Annotated in this window: 22 protein-coding genes and 3 tRNA genes; 9 read left to right on the plus strand and 16 right to left on the minus strand. The window is 70.8% G+C overall.

What is annotated here, in order from left to right; translation table 11 throughout:
* Positions 1–16: 16 nt before the first annotated feature.
* Complete coding sequence (locus ACOJV9_RS06665; RefSeq protein WP_420184408.1) at positions 17–1,723, minus strand: formate--tetrahydrofolate ligase; 1,707 nt, start codon at positions 1,721–1,723, stop codon at positions 17–19.
* 130 nt (positions 1,724–1,853) lie between these two features.
* Here ACOJV9_RS06665 and ACOJV9_RS06670 point away from each other — a divergent pair, with 130 nt between their 5' ends.
* Entirely contained in the window at positions 1,854–2,339 is a 486-nt protein-coding gene (locus ACOJV9_RS06670; protein WP_420184409.1) for a hypothetical protein, read from the plus strand.
* A gap of 71 nt (positions 2,340–2,410) precedes the next feature.
* A complete protein-coding gene (locus ACOJV9_RS06675) occupies positions 2,411–3,310 on the plus strand; it encodes an SDR family oxidoreductase (protein ID WP_420184410.1) in 900 nt (299 codons plus the stop codon).
* Positions 3,311–3,317: 7 nt separating this feature from the next.
* On the opposite strand, the gene ppk2 is transcribed toward ACOJV9_RS06675, so the two are convergent.
* A complete protein-coding gene (gene ppk2 / locus ACOJV9_RS06680; protein ID WP_420184411.1) occupies positions 3,318–4,130 on the minus strand; it encodes a polyphosphate kinase 2 in 813 nt (270 codons plus the stop codon).
* Between the two features lie 51 nt (positions 4,131–4,181).
* A complete protein-coding gene (locus ACOJV9_RS06685; RefSeq protein ID WP_420184412.1) occupies positions 4,182–4,643 on the minus strand; it encodes an SRPBCC family protein in 462 nt (153 codons plus the stop codon).
* Between the two features lie 108 nt (positions 4,644–4,751).
* Between ACOJV9_RS06685 and ACOJV9_RS06690 the strand changes: the two genes are divergently transcribed.
* Both ACOJV9_RS06690 and ACOJV9_RS06695 read left to right on the plus strand, forming a co-directional pair.
* On the plus strand, positions 4,752–5,654 hold the full coding sequence (locus ACOJV9_RS06690) for an ATP-binding cassette domain-containing protein (protein ID WP_420184413.1): 903 nt from the start codon (positions 4,752–4,754) through the stop codon (positions 5,652–5,654).
* Entirely contained in the window at positions 5,651–6,472 is an 822-nt protein-coding gene (locus ACOJV9_RS06695; RefSeq protein WP_420184414.1) for an ABC transporter permease, read from the plus strand. The genes ACOJV9_RS06690 and ACOJV9_RS06695 overlap by 4 nt, the downstream gene beginning before the upstream one ends.
* 97 nt (positions 6,473–6,569) lie before the next feature.
* Here the strand turns inward: ACOJV9_RS06695 and ACOJV9_RS06700 are convergent, their stop codons facing one another.
* On the minus strand, positions 6,570–7,349 hold the full coding sequence (locus ACOJV9_RS06700) for a ZIP family metal transporter (protein ID WP_420184415.1): 780 nt from the start codon (positions 7,347–7,349) through the stop codon (positions 6,570–6,572).
* A 362-nt stretch (positions 7,350–7,711) separates the two neighbouring features.
* Here ACOJV9_RS06700 and ACOJV9_RS06705 point away from each other — a divergent pair, with 362 nt between their 5' ends.
* Complete coding sequence (locus ACOJV9_RS06705; protein WP_420184416.1) at positions 7,712–8,395, plus strand: ANTAR domain-containing protein; 684 nt, start codon at positions 7,712–7,714, stop codon at positions 8,393–8,395.
* 329 nt (positions 8,396–8,724) lie between these two features.
* Here ACOJV9_RS06705 and ACOJV9_RS06710 read toward each other — a convergent pair.
* From ACOJV9_RS06710 to ACOJV9_RS06725, 4 genes are all read right to left on the minus strand, one after another.
* A tRNA-Val gene (locus ACOJV9_RS06710) sits at positions 8,725–8,796 on the minus strand.
* Positions 8,797–8,814: 18 nt separating this feature from the next.
* Positions 8,815–8,885, minus strand: a tRNA-Cys gene (locus tag ACOJV9_RS06715).
* 26 nt (positions 8,886–8,911) lie between these two features.
* A tRNA-Gly gene (locus ACOJV9_RS06720) sits at positions 8,912–8,984 on the minus strand.
* 80 nt (positions 8,985–9,064) lie between these two features.
* Positions 9,065–10,174, minus strand: a complete 1,110-nt coding sequence (locus ACOJV9_RS06725) for a YihY/virulence factor BrkB family protein (RefSeq protein ID WP_420184417.1) — start codon at positions 10,172–10,174, stop codon at positions 9,065–9,067.
* Positions 10,175–10,288: 114 nt separating this feature from the next.
* On the opposite strand from ACOJV9_RS06725, the gene ACOJV9_RS06730 reads away from it, so the two are divergent.
* Entirely contained in the window at positions 10,289–11,932 is a 1,644-nt protein-coding gene (locus ACOJV9_RS06730) for an acyl-CoA dehydrogenase family protein (RefSeq protein ID WP_420184418.1), read from the plus strand.
* A 3-nt stretch (positions 11,933–11,935) separates the two neighbouring features.
* Here the strand turns inward: ACOJV9_RS06730 and ACOJV9_RS06735 are convergent, their stop codons facing one another.
* Complete coding sequence (locus ACOJV9_RS06735) at positions 11,936–12,802, minus strand: polyphosphate kinase 2 family protein (protein ID WP_420184419.1); 867 nt, start codon at positions 12,800–12,802, stop codon at positions 11,936–11,938.
* A 52-nt stretch (positions 12,803–12,854) separates the two neighbouring features.
* Between ACOJV9_RS06735 and ACOJV9_RS06740 the strand changes: the two genes are divergently transcribed.
* Positions 12,855–13,535, plus strand: a complete 681-nt coding sequence (locus tag ACOJV9_RS06740; RefSeq protein ID WP_420184420.1) for a dihydrofolate reductase family protein — start codon at positions 12,855–12,857, stop codon at positions 13,533–13,535.
* Positions 13,536–13,687: 152 nt separating this feature from the next.
* On the opposite strand, the gene ACOJV9_RS06745 is transcribed toward ACOJV9_RS06740, so the two are convergent.
* From ACOJV9_RS06745 to ACOJV9_RS06760, 4 genes are all read right to left on the minus strand, one after another.
* Entirely contained in the window at positions 13,688–14,683 is a 996-nt protein-coding gene (locus tag ACOJV9_RS06745; RefSeq protein WP_420184421.1) for an LLM class flavin-dependent oxidoreductase, read from the minus strand.
* Positions 14,680–16,101, minus strand: coding sequence for a dicarboxylate/amino acid:cation symporter (locus ACOJV9_RS06750; RefSeq protein WP_420184422.1), 1,422 nt, complete (start codon positions 16,099–16,101; stop codon positions 14,680–14,682). The genes ACOJV9_RS06745 and ACOJV9_RS06750 overlap by 4 nt, the downstream gene beginning before the upstream one ends.
* Before the next feature lie 188 nt (positions 16,102–16,289).
* Complete coding sequence (locus ACOJV9_RS06755; RefSeq protein WP_420184423.1) at positions 16,290–17,459, minus strand: alpha/beta hydrolase family protein; 1,170 nt, start codon at positions 17,457–17,459, stop codon at positions 16,290–16,292.
* Positions 17,452–19,593: an ATP-dependent DNA ligase gene (locus ACOJV9_RS06760; protein WP_420184424.1), complete on the minus strand. Its 2,142-nt coding sequence runs from the start codon at positions 19,591–19,593 to the stop codon at positions 17,452–17,454. Before ACOJV9_RS06760 ends, ACOJV9_RS06755 begins: the two co-directional genes overlap by 8 nt.
* 117 nt (positions 19,594–19,710) lie before the next feature.
* On the opposite strand from ACOJV9_RS06760, the gene ACOJV9_RS06765 reads away from it, so the two are divergent.
* On the plus strand, positions 19,711–22,131 hold the full coding sequence (locus ACOJV9_RS06765; RefSeq protein WP_420184425.1) for an ExeM/NucH family extracellular endonuclease: 2,421 nt from the start codon (positions 19,711–19,713) through the stop codon (positions 22,129–22,131).
* Positions 22,132–22,200: 69 nt separating this feature from the next.
* Complete coding sequence (msrB, locus tag ACOJV9_RS06770) at positions 22,201–22,626, plus strand: peptide-methionine (R)-S-oxide reductase MsrB (RefSeq protein ID WP_420184426.1); 426 nt, start codon at positions 22,201–22,203, stop codon at positions 22,624–22,626.
* A 54-nt stretch (positions 22,627–22,680) separates the two neighbouring features.
* On the opposite strand, the gene ACOJV9_RS06775 is transcribed toward msrB, so the two are convergent.
* The 3 genes from ACOJV9_RS06775 to hemQ form a co-directional block, all read right to left on the minus strand.
* On the minus strand, positions 22,681–22,977 hold the full coding sequence (locus ACOJV9_RS06775; RefSeq protein WP_420184427.1) for a hypothetical protein: 297 nt from the start codon (positions 22,975–22,977) through the stop codon (positions 22,681–22,683).
* 45 nt (positions 22,978–23,022) lie between these two features.
* The gene (locus ACOJV9_RS06780; protein WP_420184428.1) at positions 23,023–23,637 is read right to left on the minus strand and encodes a type IV toxin-antitoxin system AbiEi family antitoxin domain-containing protein; all 615 of its coding nucleotides are present in this window, start codon (positions 23,635–23,637) and stop codon (positions 23,023–23,025) included.
* A gap of 201 nt (positions 23,638–23,838) precedes the next feature.
* Positions 23,839–24,567 carry a hydrogen peroxide-dependent heme synthase gene (hemQ, locus tag ACOJV9_RS06785; RefSeq protein WP_420184429.1) on the minus strand — a complete coding sequence of 243 codons (729 nt, stop codon included), beginning with the start codon at positions 24,565–24,567 and terminating at the stop codon, positions 23,839–23,841.

The following is a 24,567-nucleotide window of genomic DNA, read 5'->3' on the forward strand; positions in this document are numbered from 1 at the left end:
CCTGCCGCCGGCTCGCTCAGAACAGCCCGACGACCTGGCCGTCCTCGTCGAGGTCGATCGAGGCCGCCGCGGGGTGCTTCGGCAGCCCAGGCATGGTGCGCATCTCGCCGCTGATGGCGTAGACGTAGCCGGCCCCGGCCGCGACGCGGACCTCGCGCACCGGCATACGCCATCCGCGGGGGTCTCCCCGCAGCGCGGGGTCGGACGAGATGGACAAGTGCGTCTTGGCGATGACGACCGGGAAGCCGCCGTAGCCGAGCACCTCGAACCTCGCGAGGTCCCTGGCCGCCGTCGGCGAGAAGTCGACGCCGTCGGCGCCGTAGACCTTCGTCGCGACCGCCTCGATCTTCGTCCGCAGCGGCTCGTCCAGCTCGTAGGTGCAGCGCAGCTCGTGAGGGTCGTCGCAGGCCTCGGCGACGACCGCGGCGAGGTCGGTCGCCCCCTTCCCCCCGTCGACCACGTGGGTCGAGACCGCGACGCGCGCCCCCTCGGCCTCGGCCACCGCGCGGATGACGTCCAGCTCGGAGTCGTGGTCGGTGGGAAACGCGTTGACGGCCACGACCGGTGGCACGCCGAACGACCGGACGATCTCGATGTGCCGGCGCAGGTTCGCCGCCCCCGCGCGGACGGCCTCCGGGTCCTCCAGCAGCATCTCTGGCGGCAGTGGCCGGCCGGCGACGACGGCGAACCGCCCGGAGTGCGCCTTCAGCGACCGCACGGTGGCCACGAGGACGGCGGCGTCCGGGGTGAGCCCCGAGACGCGGCACTTGAGGTTGAAGAAGCGCTCAGCCCCCATGTCGGACCCGAAGCCGGCCTCGGTGAGGAGGTAGTCCCCGGTGTGGATGCCGATGCGGTCGGCCATGACCGACGAGTTGCCCGTGGCGATGTTGCCGAACGGACCGGTGTGGATGAGGACGGGCGTGTTCTCGGTGGTCTGCATGAGGTTCGGCATGAGCGCGTCCTTGAGGATCACTGCCATCGCGCCCGCGGCGTGCAGGTCGTCTGCGGTCACCGGGCGGCCCTCCAGGGTGAAGCCCACGACGATCCGGCCGAGCCGGCTCCTGAGGTCGGCGAGGGACGTCGCGAGGGAGAGCACCACCATGACCTCGCTGGCCGCGGTGATGTCGAACCCCGACTGCCGGGGAACGCCGTCGATCCGGGCACCGAGGCCCTCGACGATCCCCCTGAGGGCCCGGTCGTTGACGTCGAGCACCCGCCGCCACGAGATGTTGCGGGGGTCGATGCCCAGGTCGTTGCCGTGGTGGAGCGAGTTGTCGAGCATCGCGGCCAGGAGGTTGTGGGCCGCGGTCACCGCGTGGAAGTCGCCGGTGAGGTGCAGGTTGAGCGTCTCCATCGGCAGCACCTGGCTGAAGCCGGCCCCGGCGGCCCCTCCCTTGATCCCGAAGGTCGGGCCCATGGAGGGTTGACGCAGGGCCAGTGTGGCGCGGTGACCGAGCTGGTTCAGGCCCTGTGCGAGCCCGACCGCCGTGGTCGTCTTGCCCTCCCCCAGCGGCGTCGGGGTGATGGCGGTGATGACGACGTACCGCGCTCTGGGGCGGTCCGCGAGGTCCTGCTCGGCGCCGAGGTCGATCTTGGCGACGTGCCGGCCGTAGGGCTCTAGACGGTCGAGCGGGATGCCCGCCGCCTCGGCGACCGCGGTGATCGGCTCGAGGTGGGCGGCGCGGGCGATGGCGAGGTCCGAGGGGGGCGCGTTCGTGGTCATGCAACCACCGTCCTCCACGTCCGCGGGCTCGTCTCGGGCCAAAGGGCCCGATCTCCGGCGGCGTCGTCGATGGGATGGGCGAGTCCGCAAACGCCTTCCCGCGGTCGGCCGCCGGGTCTACCGTTGACCCATGTGGCCGCAGCGGCACAGGCGTGAGCGAGAGGTCGGCACCGACGAGACAGCGTCGGTTCGCGAGTTCCGCTACCAGCTGCGGACGGCTCCGGTCGACGCCATGAGGTCGGTCACCCGCGCCGGCCTCGCGTCGCTCCCCGCCGAGGACCGCCAGGCCGTTCTGGCGACGATCCAGACGCGACTCGTCTCCGGTGCCCGCCTCACCGCGGAGCACGTCGACGAGATCGCGCGCCTCGCCACCATGGGCGAGCGTCGAGAGGCCGGAGCCGTGATCCGCCACCTTCCGGCGGACGTCCTCGAACGACTCGCCTCCGCCTCGGTGCGCGCCGGTCGTGAGGAGGGGCTGTCACAGGGGTACGCCGACTGGGACGGTGCGGACCCGGCCGTCCTGGAGTCGGAGGTCGAGGAGTTCCGGTCCGGCTTCGACTCCGAACGCCACTACGGCATCGTCAAGGGGCGCGCCGAGGGCGGCTTCAGCACCTGACGGACGCACGGACCAGCCGGCCCCACCGCACCTGACCGGGCGCTGCCGGCACAACGGCGAAGGGAGACCCGATGATTCTCGTCGTAGGGGGCACCGGTGACCTGGGGAGCCGGATCGTCCATCACTTGGTCGATGACGGCCAGGCGGTGCGCTGCCTGGTCAGGCCCGGCTCGAATGGCGCTGCGCTGTCCGCGGCCGGCGCCGAGGTCGTTGCCGGGGACCTGACGGACCCGGGCTCCCTGCGTGCCGCGTGCGAGGGCGCCGACGTCGTCGTGGCCAGCGCGACCGCCATCGGTCGCCGCCTCGCCGGCGCGAAGGGACCATCGATCCGCGAGGTCGACGAGGTCGGCATGGCACGGCTCGTGGACGCGGCCGAGGCCAGCGGGGTGCAACGGTTCGTCTACGTGTCCTACGCGGGGATCGACGGGGCGCTCGGCACGCCCCTGGAGCGCGCCAAGATGGCGATGGAGTCGCGGCTCGGCTCGTCGAGCCTCCAGCGGGTCATCGTGCGACCGGACGCCTTCCAGGAGGTGCACCTCGCTCCGCTCGGTCGCTTCGACATCGCCGCGGGCAAGGTGGCCACCTTCGGAACGGGGAACCGGAAGCGCCGCTGGGTGGCCACGGACGACGTCGCCGCCCTCGTGGCTGCCGTGGCGGTCGAGGCGGACCCGCCCGACGTGGTCGAGTTCGGCGGACCGGAGGCGCTGAGCCGCAACGAGGCCGTCGTGGTGGCCGAGCGCGCCTCGGGGAGGTCGTTCACGGTCCGGCGGGCTCCCCTGCCCCTGGCGCGGGTCCTGATGAAGGTGCTCGCGCGACCCAACGACGCGATGGCCAGCATCTTCGGCACCGGCGTGATGATGGACCGCACCGATGTCGCGTGGGACGACGCCCCGTTGCGGGAGCGTGGGATCACCCCACGCCCGGCGACCGAGTGGATCACGCAGGAGGCGGCCCGGCACCGCGCGCCGTGACGCGTCGTCAGGCGAGGGTGGCGCTGTGGTCGGGGACGTACGTCGTGTGCTCGCGGGGCGGGCGCTCGTACCCTCGCGGCTCGGGGCGGTCCGGCAGGTCGAGCGTGGGCAGCGGGACGTCGACGTACGGGATGGTGGACAGGAGGTGGGCCATCATGTTGAGCCGCGCACGCTTCTTCGAGTCCGACTCGACGACGAACCACGGGGCCTCCGGGATGTCGGTGTGCACCATCATCTCGTCCTTGGCTCGTGAGTAGTCCTCCCAGCGGGTGATCGACTCGAGGTCCATGGGTGAGAGCTTCCAGTGCCGCATCGGGTCCTGCAGCCGGGAGGCGAAGCGTCGCTGCTGCTCGGAGTCGCTCACGGAGAACCAGTACTTGCGCAGCAGGATGCCGTCCTCGACGAGCAGACGCTCGAAGATCGGGCACTGGTGCAGGAACCGTCGGTGCTCGTTCGGGGTGCAGTAGCCCATCACCCGCTCCACCCCGGCCCGGTTGTACCAGGAGCGGTCGAAGAGGGTGATCTCCCCGGCAGCCGGCAGGTGCTCGATGTAGCGCTGGAAGTACCACTGCGTCTGCTCACGCTCGGTCGGCGTCGGGAGGGCCGCGATGCGGACGTTGCGCGGACTCAGGTACTCCGTGATCCGCTTGATCGTGCCGCCCTTCCCCGCGGCGTCCCGCCCCTCGAAGATCACGACGATGCGCTGCTTCTCGGCCTTGACCCACTCCTGCACCTTGACCAGCTCGGCCTGGAGCCGGACCAGCTCGGCCTCGTAGACGCGGTTGCTGAGGGAACTCCCGGGGCGTGCGTCGTGAGCCATGGGCTGATCGTAGGCCGCGGCCCGGCACGGCGGCGGGACGCGTCGGCGACGTCAGGCGGTGACGATCTCCTCGATCCGTGCCAGTGTCCGGTCCATGTTGCGCCGGGTCGTCCCCGCCATGCGGCGGACCGCGGGACGACCGGGGAAGGCCTCGGTGCTGAGGTCCCAGGTCTCCCGGACGAGGGTGCCGCCGTCGACCGGCTCCAGCTCGTAGCGCCACGTCCGACCCGTGAAGAGCAGGGACAGCGGGAAGGGCGCCAGGGTGCGCCAGGCGATCCGCCTGTCCTCGACCAGCTCGACGACCTCGTTGCGGGTCGAGTACCTCGCGCCGAGCTTCATGTCCATGCCGAAGGAGTCACCGAGGCGGAGCCGCCGCCCGCCTGATCGCGCGCGCCGCACCGTGCCGGACCCGTCGATGTCGAGGTGACGGGCCGGGTCGACCAGCAGGTCGAAGATCTTGTCGGCGGTGGCAGGGACCACGCGCTCCACGCTGACGCTGTTGCGGTGAGCCATGCGGCACACGGTACGGGTCGCCCCGAGCCGACCTCAGGGTCGGGTCAGGGTGGGAGCAGGGGCTCTCCCCGATGTGCCGGCACCGCCGTCGGCGCGACGCTTCTCGGCATGATCACAGTCGAAGCAGTCACCAAGACGTACGGACGCGGTCCCACCGCCGTCGACGACGTCTCGTTCACCGCGGCCACCGGTCGCGTCACCGGGTTCCTCGGGCCCAACGGCGCCGGCAAGTCGACGACGATGCGCATCATCGTCGGACTGACCCCGGCCACCTCCGGCACGGCCACGATCGACGGGTACCGGTTCAGCGACCTGCCCAACCCCGGCACCGAGGTCGGCGTCCTCCTCGACGCGTCAGCGCAGCACGCCGGGCGCACCGGCCGCGAGATCCTCGCCCTGGCGCAGCAGACGATGGGCCTGCCACGGGCTCGGGTGCAGCAGATGCTGGACCTCGTCAGCCTCACCCCCACCGAGGCCGACCGGCGCGTGCGTGACTACTCGTTGGGGATGCGCCAGCGGCTCGGCATCGGCACCGCCCTCATCGGCGACCCCCAGACCCTCATCCTGGACGAGCCTGCGAACGGGCTCGACCCCGCTGGAATCCGCTGGATGCGTGACCTCCTGCGCGGGTTCGCCGACCGGGGTGGCACCGTCCTGCTCTCGTCGCACCTCCTGCACGAGATCGAGGTCATCGCGGACGACCTCGTCGTCATCGGCAACGGCCGCATCGTGGCTCGGGGCACCAAGGCCGACCTCCTCGACGAGGCCGGCACGGTGGTCCGCGCCCGCGACGGCGCGGCACTGACCCGGGCGATGGAGGCCGCCGGCCTGGCCATGACGCTCCATGCCGACGGCAGCGCCCACACCGACGCCTCACCCGACCAGGTCGGCGAGGTCGCCCTCGCCGCAGGCCTGGTCGTCACCGAGCTCCGCGCCGCCGGCGGGGCAGGGCTCGAGGACATGTTCCTCCAGCTCACCGCAGACACGCAGCGTGAAGGAGCAGCAGCATGACCACCACCGTCCTCACCGCCTCGGACTCCCGGTCCGTGGCCGCCGTCGCCCGGGCCCGCACGCCCGGGGCGCGGATTCCCCTGCTCCGCCTCGTCAGGGTCGAGCTCCGCAAGATGTTCGACACCCGCTCCGGGTTCTGGCTCATGGCCAGCATCGTCATCACGAGCGTGCTCGCCACGGCCGCGATCATCGCGTTCGCGCCCGACGACCAGCTCACCTTCGACAACTTCGCCGCAGCGATCGGCGCCCCGATGACCGTCATCCTCCCGATGATCGGGATCCTCGCCGTGGCGAGCGAGTGGAGCCAACGCAGCGGCCTCACGACGTTCACCCTGGTCCCCCACCGGGGCAGGGTGCTCGGCGCCAAGCTGCTGGCCGCCATCACGGTGGGGATCGTGTCGATGCTCATCGCGCTCGTCGTCGGGACCCTCGGCACGCTCGTCGGGAGCGCCATCGCCGACGTGGACCCGGTCTGGAACGTCTCCGCCGTCCAGTTCCTCCACATCGTGCTGGCCAGCGTCCTCGGGATGCTCTTCGGGTTCATGCTCGGCCTCGTCATCCGCAACTCGGCCGGAGCGATCGTCACGTACTTCGTCTACACGCTGGTCCTCCCACCCCTGCTCGGACTGCTGGCCGCCAACCAGCAGTGGTTCGCCGACCTCCAGCCCTGGGTCGACTACACCTACGCGCAGAACCCGCTCTACAACGGCAGCCTCACGGGTGAGCAGTGGCAGCACCTCGCGGTCTCCGGTGCGCTCTGGTTCCTCCTGCCCATGGCGGTGGGGCTCGTGCTCGTCCGTCGAGCCGAGGTGAAGTAGAACCCCGATCCGGACCGGGACCCCGGCGCCCGCCTCCCGTCACCCGGCGAGGCGGGCGCCGCCCGCGGCAAGTTGCATCCCCTCGAGGAGGAGGGAACTACAGGGTCGCGAGGACGTAGGAGAGGACGAACCCGGCTGCCGTGCTGAGCGCGACCGCCGGTCCCCCGTCCTCGTAGGCTTCGGGCATGAGCGTGTCGGCGAGCGACGCGAGCACGGCACCCGCCGCGAAGGCGAGCGGCCACGAGAGGGTCTTCGGGTCGGCGTTGGACAGCGGCCCCGCACCCACGGCCACGGCCACGGCAAGCAGCACTGCACAGCCGAACCACACGCCCACGATGAAGCCCTGCGAACGGCCCTGAGCACGCATCGACGCGCTGCCCACGAGGGCCTCGGGGAAGTTGGAGACGAAGATCGCGGCGAGGAGCGCGACTCCTCCGGTGCCCTCACCCACGGACACCCCGAGGGCGATGTTCTCCGGCACCCCGTCGAGGGTGACCGCTGCGAGCAGCGCCAGTCCTGCGGAGCCCGTCACCGAGGCGTGCGACGGGGCCTCGGCCTGCGACGCAGCGTCCTTGTCGAGCTTGTCGCTGCCGTGGTCCTCGTCGGGCCGGTCTCCCGCGGCCGCGCGGTCGAGCCGCTGGCTCACCACGGTGAAGACCACCGCTCCTGCCATCAGCCCCAACCCGGCGCGCCACAGCCCACCCTGCTCGTGCGAGTCCTCGAACAGCTCGAAGGCCAGAGCGGTGATGAGCGCGCCCGACGCGAAGGCCAGCATCGCGGCGAGGACGCGTTTCGGGATCTGAACCCGACCGCCGACGACCGCACCGAGGACGAGCGCGCTCGACCCGATGGCGCCGAAGACCAGCCCCTCACCCACCTGACGTCTCCATGACCGCGCCTTACCCCCAGGAGGAACGGCCAACCGCGCCGGCGCGCAGTGGCCTCAGTGGAGGCGGCTGAGCTGGCGAGGTCGAACGGCGGCATCCCCGTCAGCCGTCGCGATCAATGACGCTGACGAGGATGCCTGGCCACGCGAGCATCAACGGCTGAACCCACCGACCTGACCATGCCCTACCCAGCACGTGCGGGTCACACACTCCCGGGAGGCCATTCGCGGGGACGGAGGGGCCGGCGCCCGGGTGGCCTACCCTGACGAGGAAGCAGCCGCCCGCAGGGCGGCCCACCCCTGAAGGGGGACGTAGCAATGGCTCAGGATCTACCGACCGTGAACACGAGCTGGTGACGCACCTCAGGGCCATCGTCGAGCGGCTCTCCGGTTCCGACCACGTGGTGAGCCCGGGCCAGGTGATCCGGCTCGCCACCCTCGCGCTCCCCCGCGCCGAGCACGTCGGGTTGAGCCTGATCCGGGCCGGACGAAAGTCCGTCATCGTCGATGTCTCGGACGACACCCTGCGAGAGATGGACGCGTTGCAGCACCAGTGCCGCGAGGGGCCGCTCCTCGACGGGTCAACGGGGCCGTCGGTTCTGCTGTCGCACGACGTCTCGACGGACGACCGATGGCCGACCTTCGGTCCCCGGTGTACCGAGGGCACGCGGGTGCGAAGCGTGCTGAGCATCCGACTGCCGGTCGGTGGAGACGATCACGCCGCGATGTCCTTCTCCTCCAGCGGACAGGGGGCCTTCACCGACGAGGACGTGACGGCGGCCTCGGTGGTCGTCCCGTTGGCTGCCCTGTCGATCGAGGCGGAGCTGCGTCAGCGCGACCGGGACAACCTCACGAAAGCACTCGGCTCCAGCCGACACATCTCCACTGCCGTCGGCATCATCATGGCCGTCAAGCACGTGTCGGATGATGACGCCTTTGCACTCCTGCGCCAAGCCAGCATGGACCTCAACGAGCGGCTCTATGACGTCGCCGCGAGGTCAACCTCACCGGGACACCGCCGCGCGGGCGCAGGGTAGCCCGACGCTGACGAGACTTCAGGCCGGACGACAACCCGGCTGCTGCCTGTCGTCACTCGCCGCCATGGCCGCTGCTGCCGCGGCCACGGCTGGACCCCATCCGAACCCGGCTGGGCCGGCCCACACGGGAACCGCGTGCATGAGGGTGCTCGCCCCACCCGCAAGCGAGCGGAAGCTCCCACAGCGTCCCGGCAGCCAGTCCAACGTCGCCGAGGTGGGAGCGGCCTTCTGCGCGTGACCAGGGCGATGACCCCAGCCCCTGCGCACGACGCGTGAACGAGACAGCCCCTGACCGGCATACCTGCAGGTCAGGGGCTGTTCTCGTTCAGTGGGCGATACTGGGATCGAACCAGTGACCTCTTCCGTGTCAGGGAAGCGCGCTACCGCTGCGCCAATCGCCCCGTGAGGGGTGGAACTCGAGGTGGAGACGGGATTTGAACCCGTGTAAACGGCTTTGCAGGCCGCTGCCTCGCCTCTCGGCCACTCCACCAGATCTGAGGGGCGGCTTGCCCTCCGAGCGGATGACCGGGTTCGAACCGGCGACCTCAACCTTGGCAAGGTTGCGCTCTACCAACTGAGCTACATCCGCACTTCGCTCCACTCGGTTTCCCTTGTGGCGTGCGGAGAGACATTAACTGATGGGCCGCGTGAACTCCAAACCCGTTGGTTTCAGCGCCCGGAACCGACCCGGATGCGCGGGATGACGAGGGTCTCGTCGTCCTTGATCGGGGTCAGCGGGCGGCGGGCTGCGTCCCGTATGCCGTCCAGGTCCAGGTCGTCCTCGGGCGCACTCCCGCTGTCGTCGCCCTCCTCGCCCGCGTCACCGCGGCCGGTGGTGGAGGCGGGTCGCGCGGGTCGGACCCAGCCGGCGAACCGCTCCCGGAGCCCCCGCTGCTCCGAGGACGGCCACAGGTTGCGGATGGCCGCGTTGAGCGCGGCGCCGATGAGGACGGCGATGGCGAGCATGTAGAGCCAGATGAGCAGCACGATCGGAGCGCTCAGCGGACCGTAGATCGAGGTCCCGCCCAGCGACGCGGCGATCGTCCCGCGCACGGCGAACGACGCCACGACCCATATCCCGAGCGTCATGAAGGCACCGGGCAGGTCCCGGGTCCACGGGCTCCGGCGCGGTGTGGACACGTGGTAGAGGCTCGTGAAGGCGGCGACGACGAGCAGCGACATCACCGGCCAGTAGAGCGCCGTGAGGAAGTCCCACCCGGACGGCAGGAACTGCCCGAGGAGGGTGGGCCCGATGAGCACGAGCGGGATCATGACGACGCCCACGAGGAGAGCGACGACGTAGAGCGAGAAGCTCAGCGCCCGCGTGGGAACGATGCCCCTCAGCCCGGACTGCCCGTACATGATCGCGACCGTGTCGACGAGCACGTTGAGGGCCCTCGAGCCCGACCACAGCGACAGGACGAAACCCACGGAGATGAGGTCGAAGCGGCCGTCCGTGAAGACGTCGTCGACGGTCGGCGACAACGTCGTCGAGATGACGTCCTCCGTGAGGAAGCGGGCGGCATACTCGCTCACCGCCTCGCGCACCTGCTCGACGGTGTCCTGCCCCAGCCAGCGACCGACGTAGCCGACCCCGCCGAAGAGCCCGAGCACGAGCGGCGGCAGCGACAGCAGCGCGAAGAAGCCCGCCTCGGATGCCAGCCCGGTCACCCGGTAGCGCAGACAGATCCGGATCGTCTCCACCGTGAGGCGAGCCAGGGCGAGCAGCGCGGGGAACCGCGCCAGCCAGCCCCGCAGGCGTCGCTTCACATCGGTCACCCGTCCACGCTATCTGCCGAGTCCCGGCCGCCCCTGCGCTGACACGGCGCCCCTGCGACACGAGCCGATCACAACTGTCCCCCTGCGAGGTGCGCGCGGGCTACCGTTCGGCGCGTGGACACCTCCGACGTCGCGAACCAGGTGCCCGACCTCGTCGGGCACGACCTGTTCACCAGCGACGCGGTCGCCGTCGAGGCCATGGAGCGGTGGGGCCGCCTCGAGGACTCCGTGGCCTTGGCAGACCTGGGTCGACACGCCGGCTCGGCCGAGGTGCAGGCGTGGGCCGACGACGCGCACCGCAACCCGCCCCGCCTGCGCACGCACGACCGCACCGGAGCCCGCGTCGACGAGGTGGACTACGACCGTGGCTACCACGACCTCATGCGGACGGCCGTCGGCCACGGGCTGACCGCCGAGCCGTGGACTCGACCGGCGGGAAGCGGAGCGCACCTGCGCCGAGCCGCCGGCTTCGTCACGTGGTCACGTGCCGAGGCGGGCCACCTGTGCCCCGTGTCGATGACGTATGCCGCGGCGCCGGCCCTGCGCTCATCCCCCGAGCTCGCGGCGCGCTGGGTCCCGCGGCTCGCCTCGCGGCACTACGACCCGACGCTGGCACCGTTCGGCGAGAAGCGCTCCGCGATCGCCGGGATGGGCATGACCGAGAAGCAGGGCGGGTCGGACGTGCGGGCCAACGTCACCAGAGCGGTCGCAACCCCGGGTGGTCCGGTCGAGGGCGGCGAGACCTATCGCCTCACCGGGCACAAGTGGTTCTTCTCCGCGCCGATGAGCGACGTCTTCCTCGTCCTGGCGACGACTCCCGCCGGGGTCACCTGCTTCCTCGTGCCGCGGGTGTTGGACGACGGCACCCGCAACGCCCTGCGGCTGCAACGGCTGAAGGACAAGCTCGGCAACCGCTCGAACGCCTCGTCCGAGGTCGAGCTCGAGGGCGCCTGGGCGGTGCGGGTCGGCGACGACGGCCGAGGCATCCGCACGATTCTCGAGATGGTGTCCTCCACCCGGCTCGACTGCATCCTCGGCTCCTCGGCGACCATGCGGGAGGCGGCCGTCCGTGCGGTGCACCACGCGCGCCACCGCTCCGCCTTCGGTGCCCGGCTCGTCGACCAGCCGTTGATGCGCAACGTCCTCGTGGACCTCGCCGTCGAGGCTGAGGCCGCGGAGCTGCTGGGTCTGCGGATGGCGCACGCAGTCGATGTGGGCGAGAGCGACCTCGCGCGCCTCGGCGTCGCGCTCGGCAAGTTCTGGGTGTGCAAGCGCACCTTGCCGATGGTCGCGGAGGCGCTCGAGTGCCTGGGCGGAGCGGGGTACGTCGAGGAGAACGGCATGGCCCGTCTCTACCGTGAGGCGCCGCTCAACTCCATCTGGGAGGGCTCGGGCAACGTCGGTGCCCTTGACGTGCTGCGGGCCATGACCCGTGAGCCGGCGAGCGTCGCCGCCCTCGACAAGGAGCTGTCCGGGGCGCGCGGACACGACCGAGGCCTTGACCGCGCGATCGACGAGGTCCCTGCCCTGGTGGCCCTCGCGGCCACCGACGAGGCCCCGTGGCAGGCGCGCCGCATCGTCGAGCACCTGGCCGTGACCCTGCAGGCCGCGCTGCTCGTGCAGCACTCCCCTGCCGCGGTCAGCGACACGTTCGTCGCCGGGCGTCTGGACCCCTCGGGTCACGGTGCGACGTTCGGCACCCTCGCGGGCGTCGGCGACGCCGAGGTGACCCGGGTGCTCGACCGCACCTTCGCCTGAGCCTCAGGGCATGGTGGCAAGCCGGCGCTTCTCCGCCTCGACGTCGAAGTCGGCCGTCGGCCACTGGAGGTCCAGTGCCTCGAGGTGCTCCAGCACGAGGTTCATGACGGCCAGGCGGGCGTACCACTTGCGGTCGGCCGGCACGACGAACCACGGAGCGCCGTCGGTCGAGCAGCGTTCGACCGCAGCCTGGTAGGCCTCCTGGTAGTCCGCCCAGTGCGCTCGCTCGTCGAGGTCGCCGGGGTTGAACTTCCAGTGCTTGTCCGGACGCTCGAGCCGCTCGGACAGCCGCTCCTTCTGCTCGTCGCTCGAGATGTGCAGCATCACCTTGACGACGGTGGTGCCTGACGCGACGACCTCGGCCTCGAAGTCGTTGATCTGCGCGTAGCGGCCCGACCACTCGCTCTGCGGCACGAGGTCGTGGACGCGCACGATGAGCACGTCCTCGTAGTGGGACCTGTCGAAGACGCCGATCTGCCCGGCGGTGGGCAGTGCGTTGCGGATCCGCCAGAGGAACGGGTGCTTCTTCTCCTCCGCCGTGGGTGCCTTGAACGACGTGATGTCCACGCCCTGCGGGTCGAACGCGCCGACGACGTGGCGCATGACGCCGCCCTTGCCCGAGGTGTCCATGCCCTGGATGATCAGCAGCATCGAGCGGGTACCGCCGGCCTTGGACTCCGCGTAGAGCCGCTCCTGCAGTTCCGCGAGCCGGTCGCCGAGAGCCGCCAAGGCCTTCTCACCCGCCGCCTTGTCGCCGTCGAACCCCGGGGTGGATCTGGGGTCGAGGGCGAGCAGGTCGAAGCCCTCCCCCACCCGCAGAGCCTTGATGTATGCCGCACTGGCCGGTGGGGTCGTGCTCGTGGTCGCCATCCCGGCATCCTGTCAGGCACCGACCGCCTCGTGGGGTGCCAGACTCGGCCCCGTGCGCCTCCTCCTCGACACCCGTGCGCGGCACCTGCCCACCGAGCCGGTGACCGACGACGACCTCGCCCGGCTCTACGCGTGGCCCGAAGGCGGCGGGGTACGCGCCAACTTCGTGTCCACCCTCGACGGGTCCGGTGTCGGAGCGGACGGCCGCAGCGGCTCGATCAACACCGAGCCCGACGGACGCATCTTCCACCTGCAGCGGCAGCTTTCCCACTGCGTGCTCGTGGGCGCGGGAACCGCTCGCGCAGAGGGCTACCGGCGTGGTCCCACGCCGATCGTCGTCGTGAGCCGCAGCGGGCGTATCCCGGAGTCGCTGGCGACCGGGACCGGCGATGTGGTTCTCGCAACCTGCGCGTCGTCGGGCCGACGCGACGGCGACCACGTGTGGGTCGAGGGTGACGAGACGGTGGACCTGCCTGCCGTGGTGGCCCGCCTCCGCGATGCCGGTATGCCGGGTGTCCTCACTGAGGGCGGACCCCGTCTCTTCCACGACCTGCTCGAGGCCGGGGTGGTCGACGAGCTCGCCCTGACGCTCGCCCCGAGGATCGTCGGCGGCGACCACACGAGGGTCGTGGCCGGGAACCCGCTGGGCGGCCCGTCGGGCCTCGACGCCGAGGTCGTCCACCTCCTCGAGGAGGACGGCTCAATCATGGGCCTCTGGCGAGTGAAGCCCTGACCCTCCAGCCAGCCCCTGGCGCCAGCTTTCGACCAATAGGTCACGAAGTGCGCGGATGAACGCTCGGGCGCGCGCCAGTTCGTGACCTATTGGTCGGAAAGTGTCGGGGTGGGGGGGCGACGGGCGTGGGCAGTCGTCGGTGAGGGCTGGGGTCAGGGGGACGCGAGGAGCTCGAGGGCGCGGAGGCGGTTGTCGAGGCCCGGCGCGGCGTTGGTGACCATGACCTCGTCGGCGCTCGCGTGCTCCGCGAACCGACCGAGGTAGTCCCGCACGGTCGTGATGTCGCCCACCGCGGAGTACGTCATCATGTGCCGGGCCTGCGCAGCGACGGGCGAGTCCATCAGCGCGTCGAGGGTCTGCTCGTCGAGCTGGCCGGCATACGCCGGGACACGGGAGGCGAGCGAACGCACGCGGGACCGGAGCACCGAGGCGGCCAGTGCCTCGGCGCGCTCCTGCTCGTCGGCGACGACGACGTTGACCGCCGCGATGACGTGGGGTTCGGCGAGCTGCTCCGACGGGCGGAAGTCGCGCCGGTAGACCGCGACTGCCTGCTGGAGCGCGTCCGGTGCGAAGTGGCTCGCGAAGGCGTAGGGCAGCCCGAACCGGGCAGCGAGCTGCGCGCCGAACAGCGAGCTGCCGAGGATGTAGAGCGGCACCCTGGTCCCTCGCCCGGGGATCGCGTCGATCGTCGGCACGAGGCTCTCGTCGGAGAGGTAGCCCTGCAGCTCGAGGACGTCCTCCGGGAACCGCTCCGAGGCCCGGGGGTCGACGCGCAGGGCGCGGGTGGTGACCTGGTCGCTGCCGGGCGCCCGGCCCAGACCAAGGTCGATGCGGCCCGGGTGCAGCTCGGCGAGGGTGCCGAACTGCTCGGCGATGACGAGCGGCGAGTGGTTCGGCAGCATGACGCCACCCGCGCCGACCCGGATCCGCTCGGTCCGGGCAGCGACGTGCGCGAGCAGGACAGCGGTGGCGGCCGACGCGATCGAGGGCATGTTGTGGTGCTCGGCGAACCACAGCCGCTCGAACGTGCCGAGCGTGTCGGCCTTCTGGGCCAGCGTCACGCTGGCCTCGAGGGCCTCACCGATCGGCTGGTCGCGACCGACGACGGCGAGGTCGAGCAGCGAGAGCCGCGGCGACGCGGGGCTCACGCGGGCACCGCCACGCGGTCACGCTCCGGGGCGGGGGCCGGGACCGTGGCCTCGTCCTCCTCGAGCTCGAGACGGGCGTCGGCGCCACCGAAGGTGTTGGCGTCGTAGACGTCCTGGTCGAGCAGCCCGTTGCGCTTGGCCACGATCGTCGGGATGAGCGCCTGTCCGGCCACGTTGGTGGCGGTGCGGATCATGTCGATGATCGGGTCTATCGCGAGGAGGAGGCCGACGCCCTCGAGCGGCAGGCCCAGCGTCGACAGGGTCAGCGTGAGCATGACGACCGCACCGGTGAGGCCCGCCGTGGCTGCCGACCCGACGATCGAGACGAACGCGATGAGCAGGTAGTCGGTGACGCCGAGGTCGACCCCGAACAGCTGGGCCACGGTGATCGCGGCCAACGCCGGATAGATCGCCGCGCAGCCGTCCATCTTGGTCGTGGCGCCGATCGGCACCGCGAAGGATGCGTAGTCGCGCGAGACACCGAGGTTGTGGGTGACGACGCGCTGGGTCAGTGGGAGGGTGCCGATCGAGCTGCGCGAGACGAAGGCGAACTGGATCGCGGGCCACGCTCCCGCGAAGAACTTCACGGGGTTGAGACCGTTGGCCCGGGCAACGATCGGATAGATGACGAGCAGCACGATGGCGCAGCCGAGGTAGACGTCGGCGGTGAAGATGGCGAGCGGTCCGACGAGGTCCCAGCCATAGTTGGCGACGGCAGAGCCGATGAGCGCCGCGGTGCCGAGCGGCGACAGCTTGATGACCCACCAGACGAGCTTGCTGAAGACCTCGAGCGCGCTGCGGGTCAGGTTGACGAACGGCTCGGCCTTGGCGCCGACCGAGAGGCAGGCCGCGCCGATCGCGAGGCCGAGCACCACGAGCTGGAGGATGTTGAACGACGGGCTGGAGCTGAGTGCCCCACCGTCCTCGGCGGTGGTCGAGACCTCGAGGCCCAGGACGTTGCCGGGGACGATCGAGGTGAGGAAGTCGAGCCAGCTGCCGGTCCGGCTCGGGGCCTCACCGGCGCTGGTGTCGAGGGTGGCGCTGGCGCCCGGGTTGGTCACGAGGCCGAGGGTGATGCCGACGACCACCGAGGCAGCGGCCGTGACCGCGAACCAGACGAGGGTCTCGCCCGCGAGCCGCGCGGCGTTCGTGACCTGCCGGAGGTTGGCGATCGAGACGATGATCGCGGTGAGGACGAGCGGCACGACGATGACCTTGAGCAGCTGGACGAAGATGCCGCCGACGGTCTTGAGGGTCTCGGCCAGCCAGGCCTGGTCGAACTGGCGGGCGACGAAGCCGAGGACGACCCCGAGGGCGAGGCCGAGGAAGACCTGCGCCCAGAAGGGCACGCGCGGGGGACGGGGGCGAGCGGTGGGAGACGACGCGGGCACGGCGGCGTCGGAGGTGGTGGCAGACATGACGAAACCTTCGGGTCAGAGGTGGGGTCAGGGGGAGGTCGGGCGGTCGGACGCGGTCCGGGCCGTCAACGACTGCTGGCGACGAGCCCCAGGTCCACGTGCAACCGCCGCCACAGGGCGGGGGCGGTCGTCAGGTGGGTCACGTCAGGCGGCAACGGCCACTGTGCGGCGCCTATTCCCTAACGACCTCACCCGCCCACGAAGTCGCGCACGAGGGCCTCCCAGCGCTCGGGCTCGGTGTTCCACTCCTTGCAGTGCCGCGCGACCCGCCACTCCTCGTAGGTCAGGAGGTCGGGGCGGTGCTGCGCCAGCTGCCGCGACGGCCCCACGGGGACGAACTCGTCGTCGGCGGAGTGGATGAGGAGCACGGGGTGGGTGAGCTCGTCGGCTCGCCGCACCCAGTCGGTGCGGGCGACGTCGACGGACTCGTGCACGCCGACGAGGCGCCTGCCCCAGCGGCGCCCCATCATCGTGCGCGAGAGCGTCCCGACGCCACGGGGGACCCGGTGCAGGCGGGCGTGGTGGGCGAGGACGTCCCCCCAGTCGATGACCGGACCGTCGAGCACGACCCGCGACACGACGTCCGAGAGCGGTGACCGGTCGAGGAACTGGAGCACGATCGCCCCACCCATGGACCAGCCCACCAGGAGGACCTCCTGCGCACCCGACCGGACCGCGTGCTCTACCGCCGCTTCGATGTCGCGCCACTCCGACAGCCCGAGGTTGTAGCGTCCGTCCGGCCCGGGCGGCACGTCCTCGTCGTTGCGGTAGGTCGGCACGAGCGAGGTCCAGCCGGCCGCGTGCAGGACCGGCAGGGCACGGAGCGTCTCCTGCCGCTGCGCCCCCCGGCCGTGCACGAGCACCGCCCAGCGAGAACCGGTGCCGGCCTCCGCCGGGACGAGCCAGGCCGGCATACGACCGAGCTCGCCGTCGACGTGCACGTGCTCGGTCGCCAGTCCCACCGCGGTGTCGGGCGTGCCGCAGTGGAACCAGCCGTCGAAGCGGGCTCCGCCCGGTCGCAGGTCCCCGGCGTCCACGCCGAGCACCTCGCGCTCGACCGTGCCCTCGGCGACGTCGGTGTCGACGAGGTCGCCGAGGCGCACGTGCCCCCGGCCTCCGTCGAGCCACAGCCCGTAGCGTCCCGGCACCACGGTCTCGGCGGTCGCCGACAGCACGACGGTGCCGTCGCCCACCGACAGGACCTCGGTGTCGTCCGGCCGGTCGCGCTCGGGCGTGAGCACGCGACGCGCGAAGTATGCCGCTGCCGCAAGCGAGCCGGCCGCGCTCGCCAGCGTCGTGGTCGAGGCCACCACGGCGGCGGCCAGGGTCGCCCGGCGCAGGCCGGACGCCTCAGGCATCGAGCACGTCGGCGAGGTCGTAGGAGACCGGCTCCTCCAGCTGCGAGTAGGTGCAGGACTCCGGCTCCCGGTCGGTGCGCCAGCGCACGAACTGGGCGGTGTGCCGGAAGCGCACGCCCTCCATGTGGTCGTAGCGCACCTCCACGACCCGCTCGGGCCGCAGCGGCGTGAACGAGAGGTCCTTGCCTGCCGCCCACCGGGAGCCGGCGGCGTTCTGCGGCGTGCGCGTGCCCTCCTCCTGCTTCGCCCACGCCCAGGGGTGGTCGTCGAAGTCGGTGACAAGGGGCTGCAGCTCCTCGAACAGCTCCCTGCGGCGGGCCATCGGGAACGCGCCGATGACGCCGACGCTCGCGAGCGTCCCCTCGTCGTCGTAGAGGCCGAGCAGGAGCGAGCCGACGAGGTCGTCCCCGCTCTTGTGGGTGCGGTAGCCCGCGACGACGCAGTCGGCCGTGCGCTCGTGCTTGAACTTGTGCATCGTGCGCTTGTCGGGCTCGTAGGTCCCGTCGAGCGGCTTGACCATGACCCCGTCGAGCCCGGCCCCCTCGAACTGCTCGAACCATCTGCGGGCCTGCTCGACGTCGCGCGTCGCAGCCGTGAGGTGGACCGGCGCCTTGACGTCGGCGAAGGCCTTCTCGAGCTCGGCCCGCCGGACCGCGAACGGCTCGCCCATGAGGTCGCGTTCGCCAAGGGCCAGCAGGTCGAACGCCACGAAGCTCGCCGGGGTCTCGCCGGCCAGCTTCTTCACCCGGCTCGCCGCCGGATGAATCCGCTGCTGGAGCAGGTCGAAGTCCAGCCGGTCCTCCCCGGGCCGTACGACGATGATCTCGCCGTCGACGACGCACTTGTCGGGGAAGTTCGCGAGGACGGCCTCGACGACGTCCGGGAAGTAGCGGGTCATCGGCTTCTCGTTGCGGCTGCCGATCTCGACCCGGTCCCCCGACCGGTAGATGATCGAGCGGAAGCCGTCCCACTTCGGCTCGTAGCTCACCTCTCCCTCGACGAGCTTCTTGCTCGGCTTGGCGAGCATCGGAGCGACCGGCGGCACGACCGGCATACCCCACTGCTCGCGCTCCTCGGCGTCACGCTCGGCCTTGGGTCGCATGTAGTCCTCGTCGGCGCGGTCGGCGCGCCGCTTGCTCGGCTGCACGCGCGGCGGCTCCCCCGGCATCTTGGGGTAGTCCGGAGGGAAGTTCAGCTCACCGAGCCCTCGCTCGACGTCGGCGTCCCAGAGCGCGAGGGCCGGCTGGATGTCGGCGACGGTCTCGCTCATGCCCTCCCAGGCGTCACCGCGGTCGGCGACGATCTCCGGCACCGTGAGGACGGTGAAGTCGGCAGGAGCGATTGTGACCAGTTCCTCCCACGACACCGGCATCGACACGGGGGCGCCGGGCAGCGGCCGGGGGCTGTAGGCCGAGGCGATGGTGCGGTCGCGGCAGGCCTGGTTGAAGTCGACGAACACGCGCTCGCCGCGCTCCTCCTTCCACCACGAGGTGGTGACGAGGTCGGGCAGGCGTCGCTCGAGCTCGCGGGCGATGCCGATGACGCCGTGGCGCACGTCGAGGAACTCGTGGGTCGGGGTCACCCGGGCGAAGACGTGGACCCCGCGGTTGCCCGAGGTCTTGGCCCAGGCCGTCAGCCCGAGCTCGGACATCAGCTCGCGCAGCGCGACCGCCGCCTCGACGGCGTCGTCGAAGGTGCGCCCGGGCTGAGGGTCGAGGTCGATGCGCAGCTCGTCGGGGTTGTCGTTGTCGGCGGTGCGCACCGGCCAGGGGTGGAAGGTGACGGTGTTCATCTGGACGGCCCAGACGGCGGCGGCGACCTCGTCGACGACGAGCTGGTCGTGGCGCCGCCCGGACGGGTAGCGGCACGACACCGTCCGGATCCACTCGGGCATGCCCTTGGGCGGGTTCTTCTGGTAGAACTCCTCGCCGTCGATCCCCTCGGGAAAGCGTTGCAGGGTGACCGGCCGGTCCCCGATCGCCCGCACCAGCGGCTCGCCGACCGCGGCGACGTATGCCGCGAGGTCACCCTTGGTGATCCCGTCTCCCGGCCACATCAGCCGGTCGGGGCTCGAGAGCCGGACCTCGCGGGGTCCGTCGGGTCCGTCGAGCTCGATCGTCGTGGAGGACGCCATGCTTCGAAGACTAGTCATGCACTCTTTGCCGATTGCATACCTTGGGGTGCAGACGCGGACCCCCTTCACCGCTTACCGTCGGCGTGTTCACTCCCCTGAGCCCCCGAAGGGTCCCCCATGTCCGTGATCTCCCGTCGGACGTGCGCTGCCATCGCTGCGCCGTTCGTCGCCCTGCCGCTCGCCGGGGCCACCGCCCTGGTCGCGGCCGCTCCTGCCAACGCGGTGTCCGACACCGTGCTCATCTCCGAGGTCTACGGCGGTGGCGGCAACTCCGGCGCCACCTACACCCATGACTTCATCGAGCTGTCGAACAAGACGTCCGGCTCGCTGTCGCTCGATGGATGGTCGGTGAAGTACTACTCCAGCACTGGCACCTCGGCACAGACCACGCCGCTCACCGGATCGGTGGCAGCGAACGGCCTCTATCTTGTGCAGGAGGCCAAGGGCAACGGCGGTACCACCGCGCTCCCCACACCGAATGCCACCGGGAGCATCCCGATGTCCGGCACGACCGGCCGCGTGGAGCTGGTGAACTCCTCGAACCTGGTCGTGGACCTGCTCGCCTGGGGCCCCACCGCCACGCCGTCTGAGGGTGCTCCCGCTCCGGCGACGACCAACTCGACCTCCGTGGCGCGCAAGAACTCGTTCGTGGACACGGACAACAACGCGGCCGACTTCGCCACCGGCGCCCCAACGCCCCAGACCACTTCGGGCGGCGGGACCGACCCCGACCCTGACCCGACCCCGGTCGTCACCAAGGCGACGATCGCCGAGATCCAGGGCACCGGTCCCGCCTCCCCCATGGTCGGCAAGCAGGTCGAGACGACGGGCGTCGTCACGGCCGTGTACCCGACCGGCGGCTTCAACGGGGCCTACCTGCAGACGCCTGGAACGGGTGGCACCACCGACGCCACCCCCGGCGCCTCGGACGGCCTCTTCGTCTTCCGCGCGGCCGACGTCCAGATCGGTGAGTGCTACACGGTCACCGCGACCGTCTCCGAGTTCGGCATGCAGACCCAGCTGGGCGACGCGACCCTGGCGGCAGCGACCGACTGCGCGCCGGTGGCGCCGACGCCGCTGGTTACGGTCCCGGTCACGGACGCCGACAAGGAGCAGTACGAGGGCATGCTCGTGCAGCCCGAGGGCACCTACACGATCACGAACAACTTCCAGCTGAACCAGTTCGGCCAGGTCGGCCTCGCCGTCGGTGACCAGCCGCTCTACACCGCAACAGACGTCGTCCTCCCGGGAGCCGCTGCGACGGCATACGAGGCTGAGAACAAGAAGAAGTACATCACCCTCGACGACGGCTCCAGCTGGAACTACGTCACCAACCAGACGGCGCAGGACTCGCCGCTGCCCTACCTCTCGCAGGCGGAGCCGATGCGCACCGGCTCCCAGGTGAGCTTCACCAAGCCGGTCATCCTCGACTACCGGTTCCAGTGGAACTACCAGCCCACCGGGCACGTCGTCGGCGCCACCGACTCGGACGACCCGGTGAGCACCGAGAACGACCGCGAGCTCACCGCTCCGGCTGTCGGTGGCAACCTCAAGCTCGCCACCTTCAACGTCCTCAACTACTTCCCGGACCTGGGTGCGACCGAGGACACCTACAAGAACTGCCGCTATTTCGCCGACCGCGACGGCACTCCCGTCACCACGGACTTCTGCGAGGTCCGCGGTGCGTGGACCCCCGAGGCGTTCGAGGACCAGGAGACCAAGATCGTCACGGCGATCAACGGTCTCGGGGCGGACGTCATCTCCCTCGAGGAGATCGAGAACTCCGCGGCAATCAGCTACCTGCCGGGCCAGCCGCGCGACAAGGCGCTCGCCACCCTCGTCACGGCGCTCAACGCCGATGGCGGGCAGTGGGCCTACGTCGCGTCGCCGACCGTCACGCCGAGCAACGAGGACGTCATCCGCACGGCGTTCATCTACCGCACGGACCGGGTGATGCCGCTCGAGGCCTCGCAGATCCTGCTCGACGGAGCGTTCGCCAACGCGCGCTACCCGCTGGCACAGAAGTTCAAGGCGCTCAACGCCGGCAGCCCCTTCGTCGTCATCGCCAACCACTTCAAGTCCAAGGGTTCGGGCGTCAACGACGGCACTGGCCAGGGTAACGCCAACCCCTCGCGCATCGCTCAGGCCACGGCGCTGACGACGTGGGCGAACACCCAGTTCGCCGACGAGGCGATCTTCCTGGTGGGTGACTTCAACGCCTACTCCATGGAGGACCCGATCCGCATCATCGAGGCGGCCGGCTACACCAACCTGGCCAAGACGTTCGACGAGGGCTCGGCCAGCTACCAGTTCGACGGGCGCCTCGGCTCCCTCGACCACGGGTTCGCCAACGCCAAGGCGCTCAAGATGGTGACCGGCGCCGGCGTCTGGGACATCAACGGTGACGAGTCCGTCGCGATGCAGTACTCGCGTCGCAACTACAACATCACGGACTTCTTCGCCGCGACGCCGTTCTCGTCCTCGGACCACGACCCGCTGCTCATCGGGCTGTCGGTCGAAGGGCGCGGACCGCGCTGAGGACCGGCCTGACCGCATGACACGAGACCCCCGGGAACCTTCCCGGGGGTCTCGTGGTTACCTCTTGTCATGGAGCCCACCAACCGCACGTATGCCGTCACCAAGTCCGACGAGGAGTGGCGCGCCGAGCTGACCCCGGAGGAGTACGCCGTGCTCCGCCAGGCCGGCACCGAGCGTCCCTACGCCGGCGAGTACACCGACACCAAGACCGAGGGCGTCTACTCGTGCCGCGCCTGTGGTGCGGAGCTGTTCACGTCCACGACGAAGTTCGACAGCCACTGCGGCTGGCCGTCCTTCTACAGCCCGCTCGCCGGCGAGTCGGTGGAGCTGCTCGAGGACGCCTCGCTGCCGGGTCGCCCCCGCACCGAGGTCCGCTGCGCGTCCTGCGGCAGCCACCTCGGCCACGTCTTCGAGGGCGAGGGCTACGAGACGCCGACCGACCAGCGCTACTGCATGAACAGCATCGCGATGACGCTGCGCCCGGCCGACGCCTGACCGACCCGCCTCCCGTTTCCCGCCTCATCACGGAAACTAACCCTTCCTCCGGGATCATTTCCCGGGGGAAGGGTCATGTTCCGGGGGTGACGGTGACTCGAGGGCGCGCGGCAGGGCCCGCTGCACCTTCGCCGAGGCCCGACCGGGCGTCTCCAGGTCGGCCCACGTCACCCGGACGACGACCTTCCCCTCGGCCCGCATGTCGTCCTCTCGCCGCTTCTCCGCCCAGAGGACCCCAGGATCGCCGGTGGCGTACTTCACCCTGCCGTCGACCTCGACGACCACATCGGTGTCCTCGACGATGAAGTCGGCGCGTCCGATGACCGATCCGTCCCGTCTGCAGACGTTCACCTGCGACCGGACGCGTATGCCGTGAGTGGTGAACTCGACGCGGGCTCAGCTCTCCGCCACGGACTCGCACGACGGGTCGACGAACTCGAGCATCGCGCGGGGGCGGTTCGACTTCGGCCAGGTCCGGACGGCCTCGACGGCTGCCGTCAGCTCTGCGAGCGTGACACGCCCCGCGTGCAGCGCAGCATCGGCGGACACCACCCCTTGCACGATCCCGTGGTCGAGGCACAGCTGGACGAGAGCCTGCGCCAGCGGAACCGTGGGACCCCAGGGCGAGTCCACCTGTCCGCCTCGGCGCGGGCGCACCCGGTAGGGCCTGACGCCGACCTGACGGTGGATGGGCCGCAGCAGGTCCGGTCGGCCCAACGGGCAGTTCCACACCGGTAGCCCGTGCGCGAGGACGGCCGTGACACCGGTGAGGACGGCGTCGTCGTAGAGGAGGTGCGCTCCCCGCGCGAGGGACTGGTGACGTGCCTCGGACGACTGCGGCCGAGGCGGCGACACGGCATACAGGCCTCGAGCGAGACGCACGATCCGCTTCGAGGTGACGTGTTCCCTCAAGGCCTTGGCGACGACGCCGACGTCGCGTGCCTGTCGGGTGGTGAACAGGCCGCACTGGCCCTCAGCGAGAGCGAGCAGGTTGGGATCGAGGCATGCCATGAGCCGCAGCCTCCGGCGTCGACGCGTGCCTGACGACAGCCGGTTGCAGCGGCTGTGGACGAGCCCGGTCCTGCAGGTTGGCTGTGGACGCGCGCCGAGCGGGCGACCTCCACCCCGGAAGCTGACCCTTCACCCCGGGAACGATCCCGGGGGAAGGGCCACCTTCCGCGATCAGGCGGAAAAAGGGGGGGCGGGGGCGGGTCAGCGCTGGCGGGCGATGAGGTCGGCGACGTCGACCCGGGGGCCGGTGAAGAAGGGGACCTCCTCGCGCACGTGCAGCCGGGCGCGGGACGGTCGCAGCTCGCGCATGAGGTCGACGATCCGGTGCAGCTCGTCGGCCTCGAACGCGAGGATCCACTCGTAGTCACCCAGGGCGAACGACGAGATCGTGTTGGCGCGCACGTCGGGGAACTCGCGGGCCATCTGGCCGTGCTCACGCAGCATGTCGCGACGCTCGTCGTCCTCGAGGAGGTACCACTCGTAGGACCGCACGAACGGGTAGACGCAGACGTAGTCGCGCGGCTCCTCACCGGCGAGGAACGCCGGGACGTGGCTCTTGTTGAACTCCGCCGGCCGGTGCAGCGCCGCGTTGGACCACACCGACGACAGGTGGGCGCCGAACGACGTGCGCAGCAGCCGGTGGTAGGCGTCCTGGAGGTCCTCGATGCGCTCGGCGTGCCACCACACCATGAGGTCGGCGTCACCGCGCAGCCCCGCCACGTCGTAGAAGCCGCGCACGACGACGTCGCCCGACTCGAGCTCGGCGACGAGCTCCTCGACCTCGGCGGTCATCGCCGCCCGGTCGTCGGCACCGAGCGGTTCGGTCACCTCGAACACCGACCACATCGTGTAGCGGATCGTCTCGTTGATCTCGCGCATCTTGGCGGGGGTGGGCTTGGTCGGGGCGGGACGACCGGTGGGGGTGCTCAT

It is taken from the genome of Knoellia terrae (assembly GCF_048606435.1).
In the GTDB taxonomy this organism is placed as follows: domain Bacteria; phylum Actinomycetota; class Actinomycetes; order Actinomycetales; family Dermatophilaceae; genus Knoellia; species Knoellia terrae.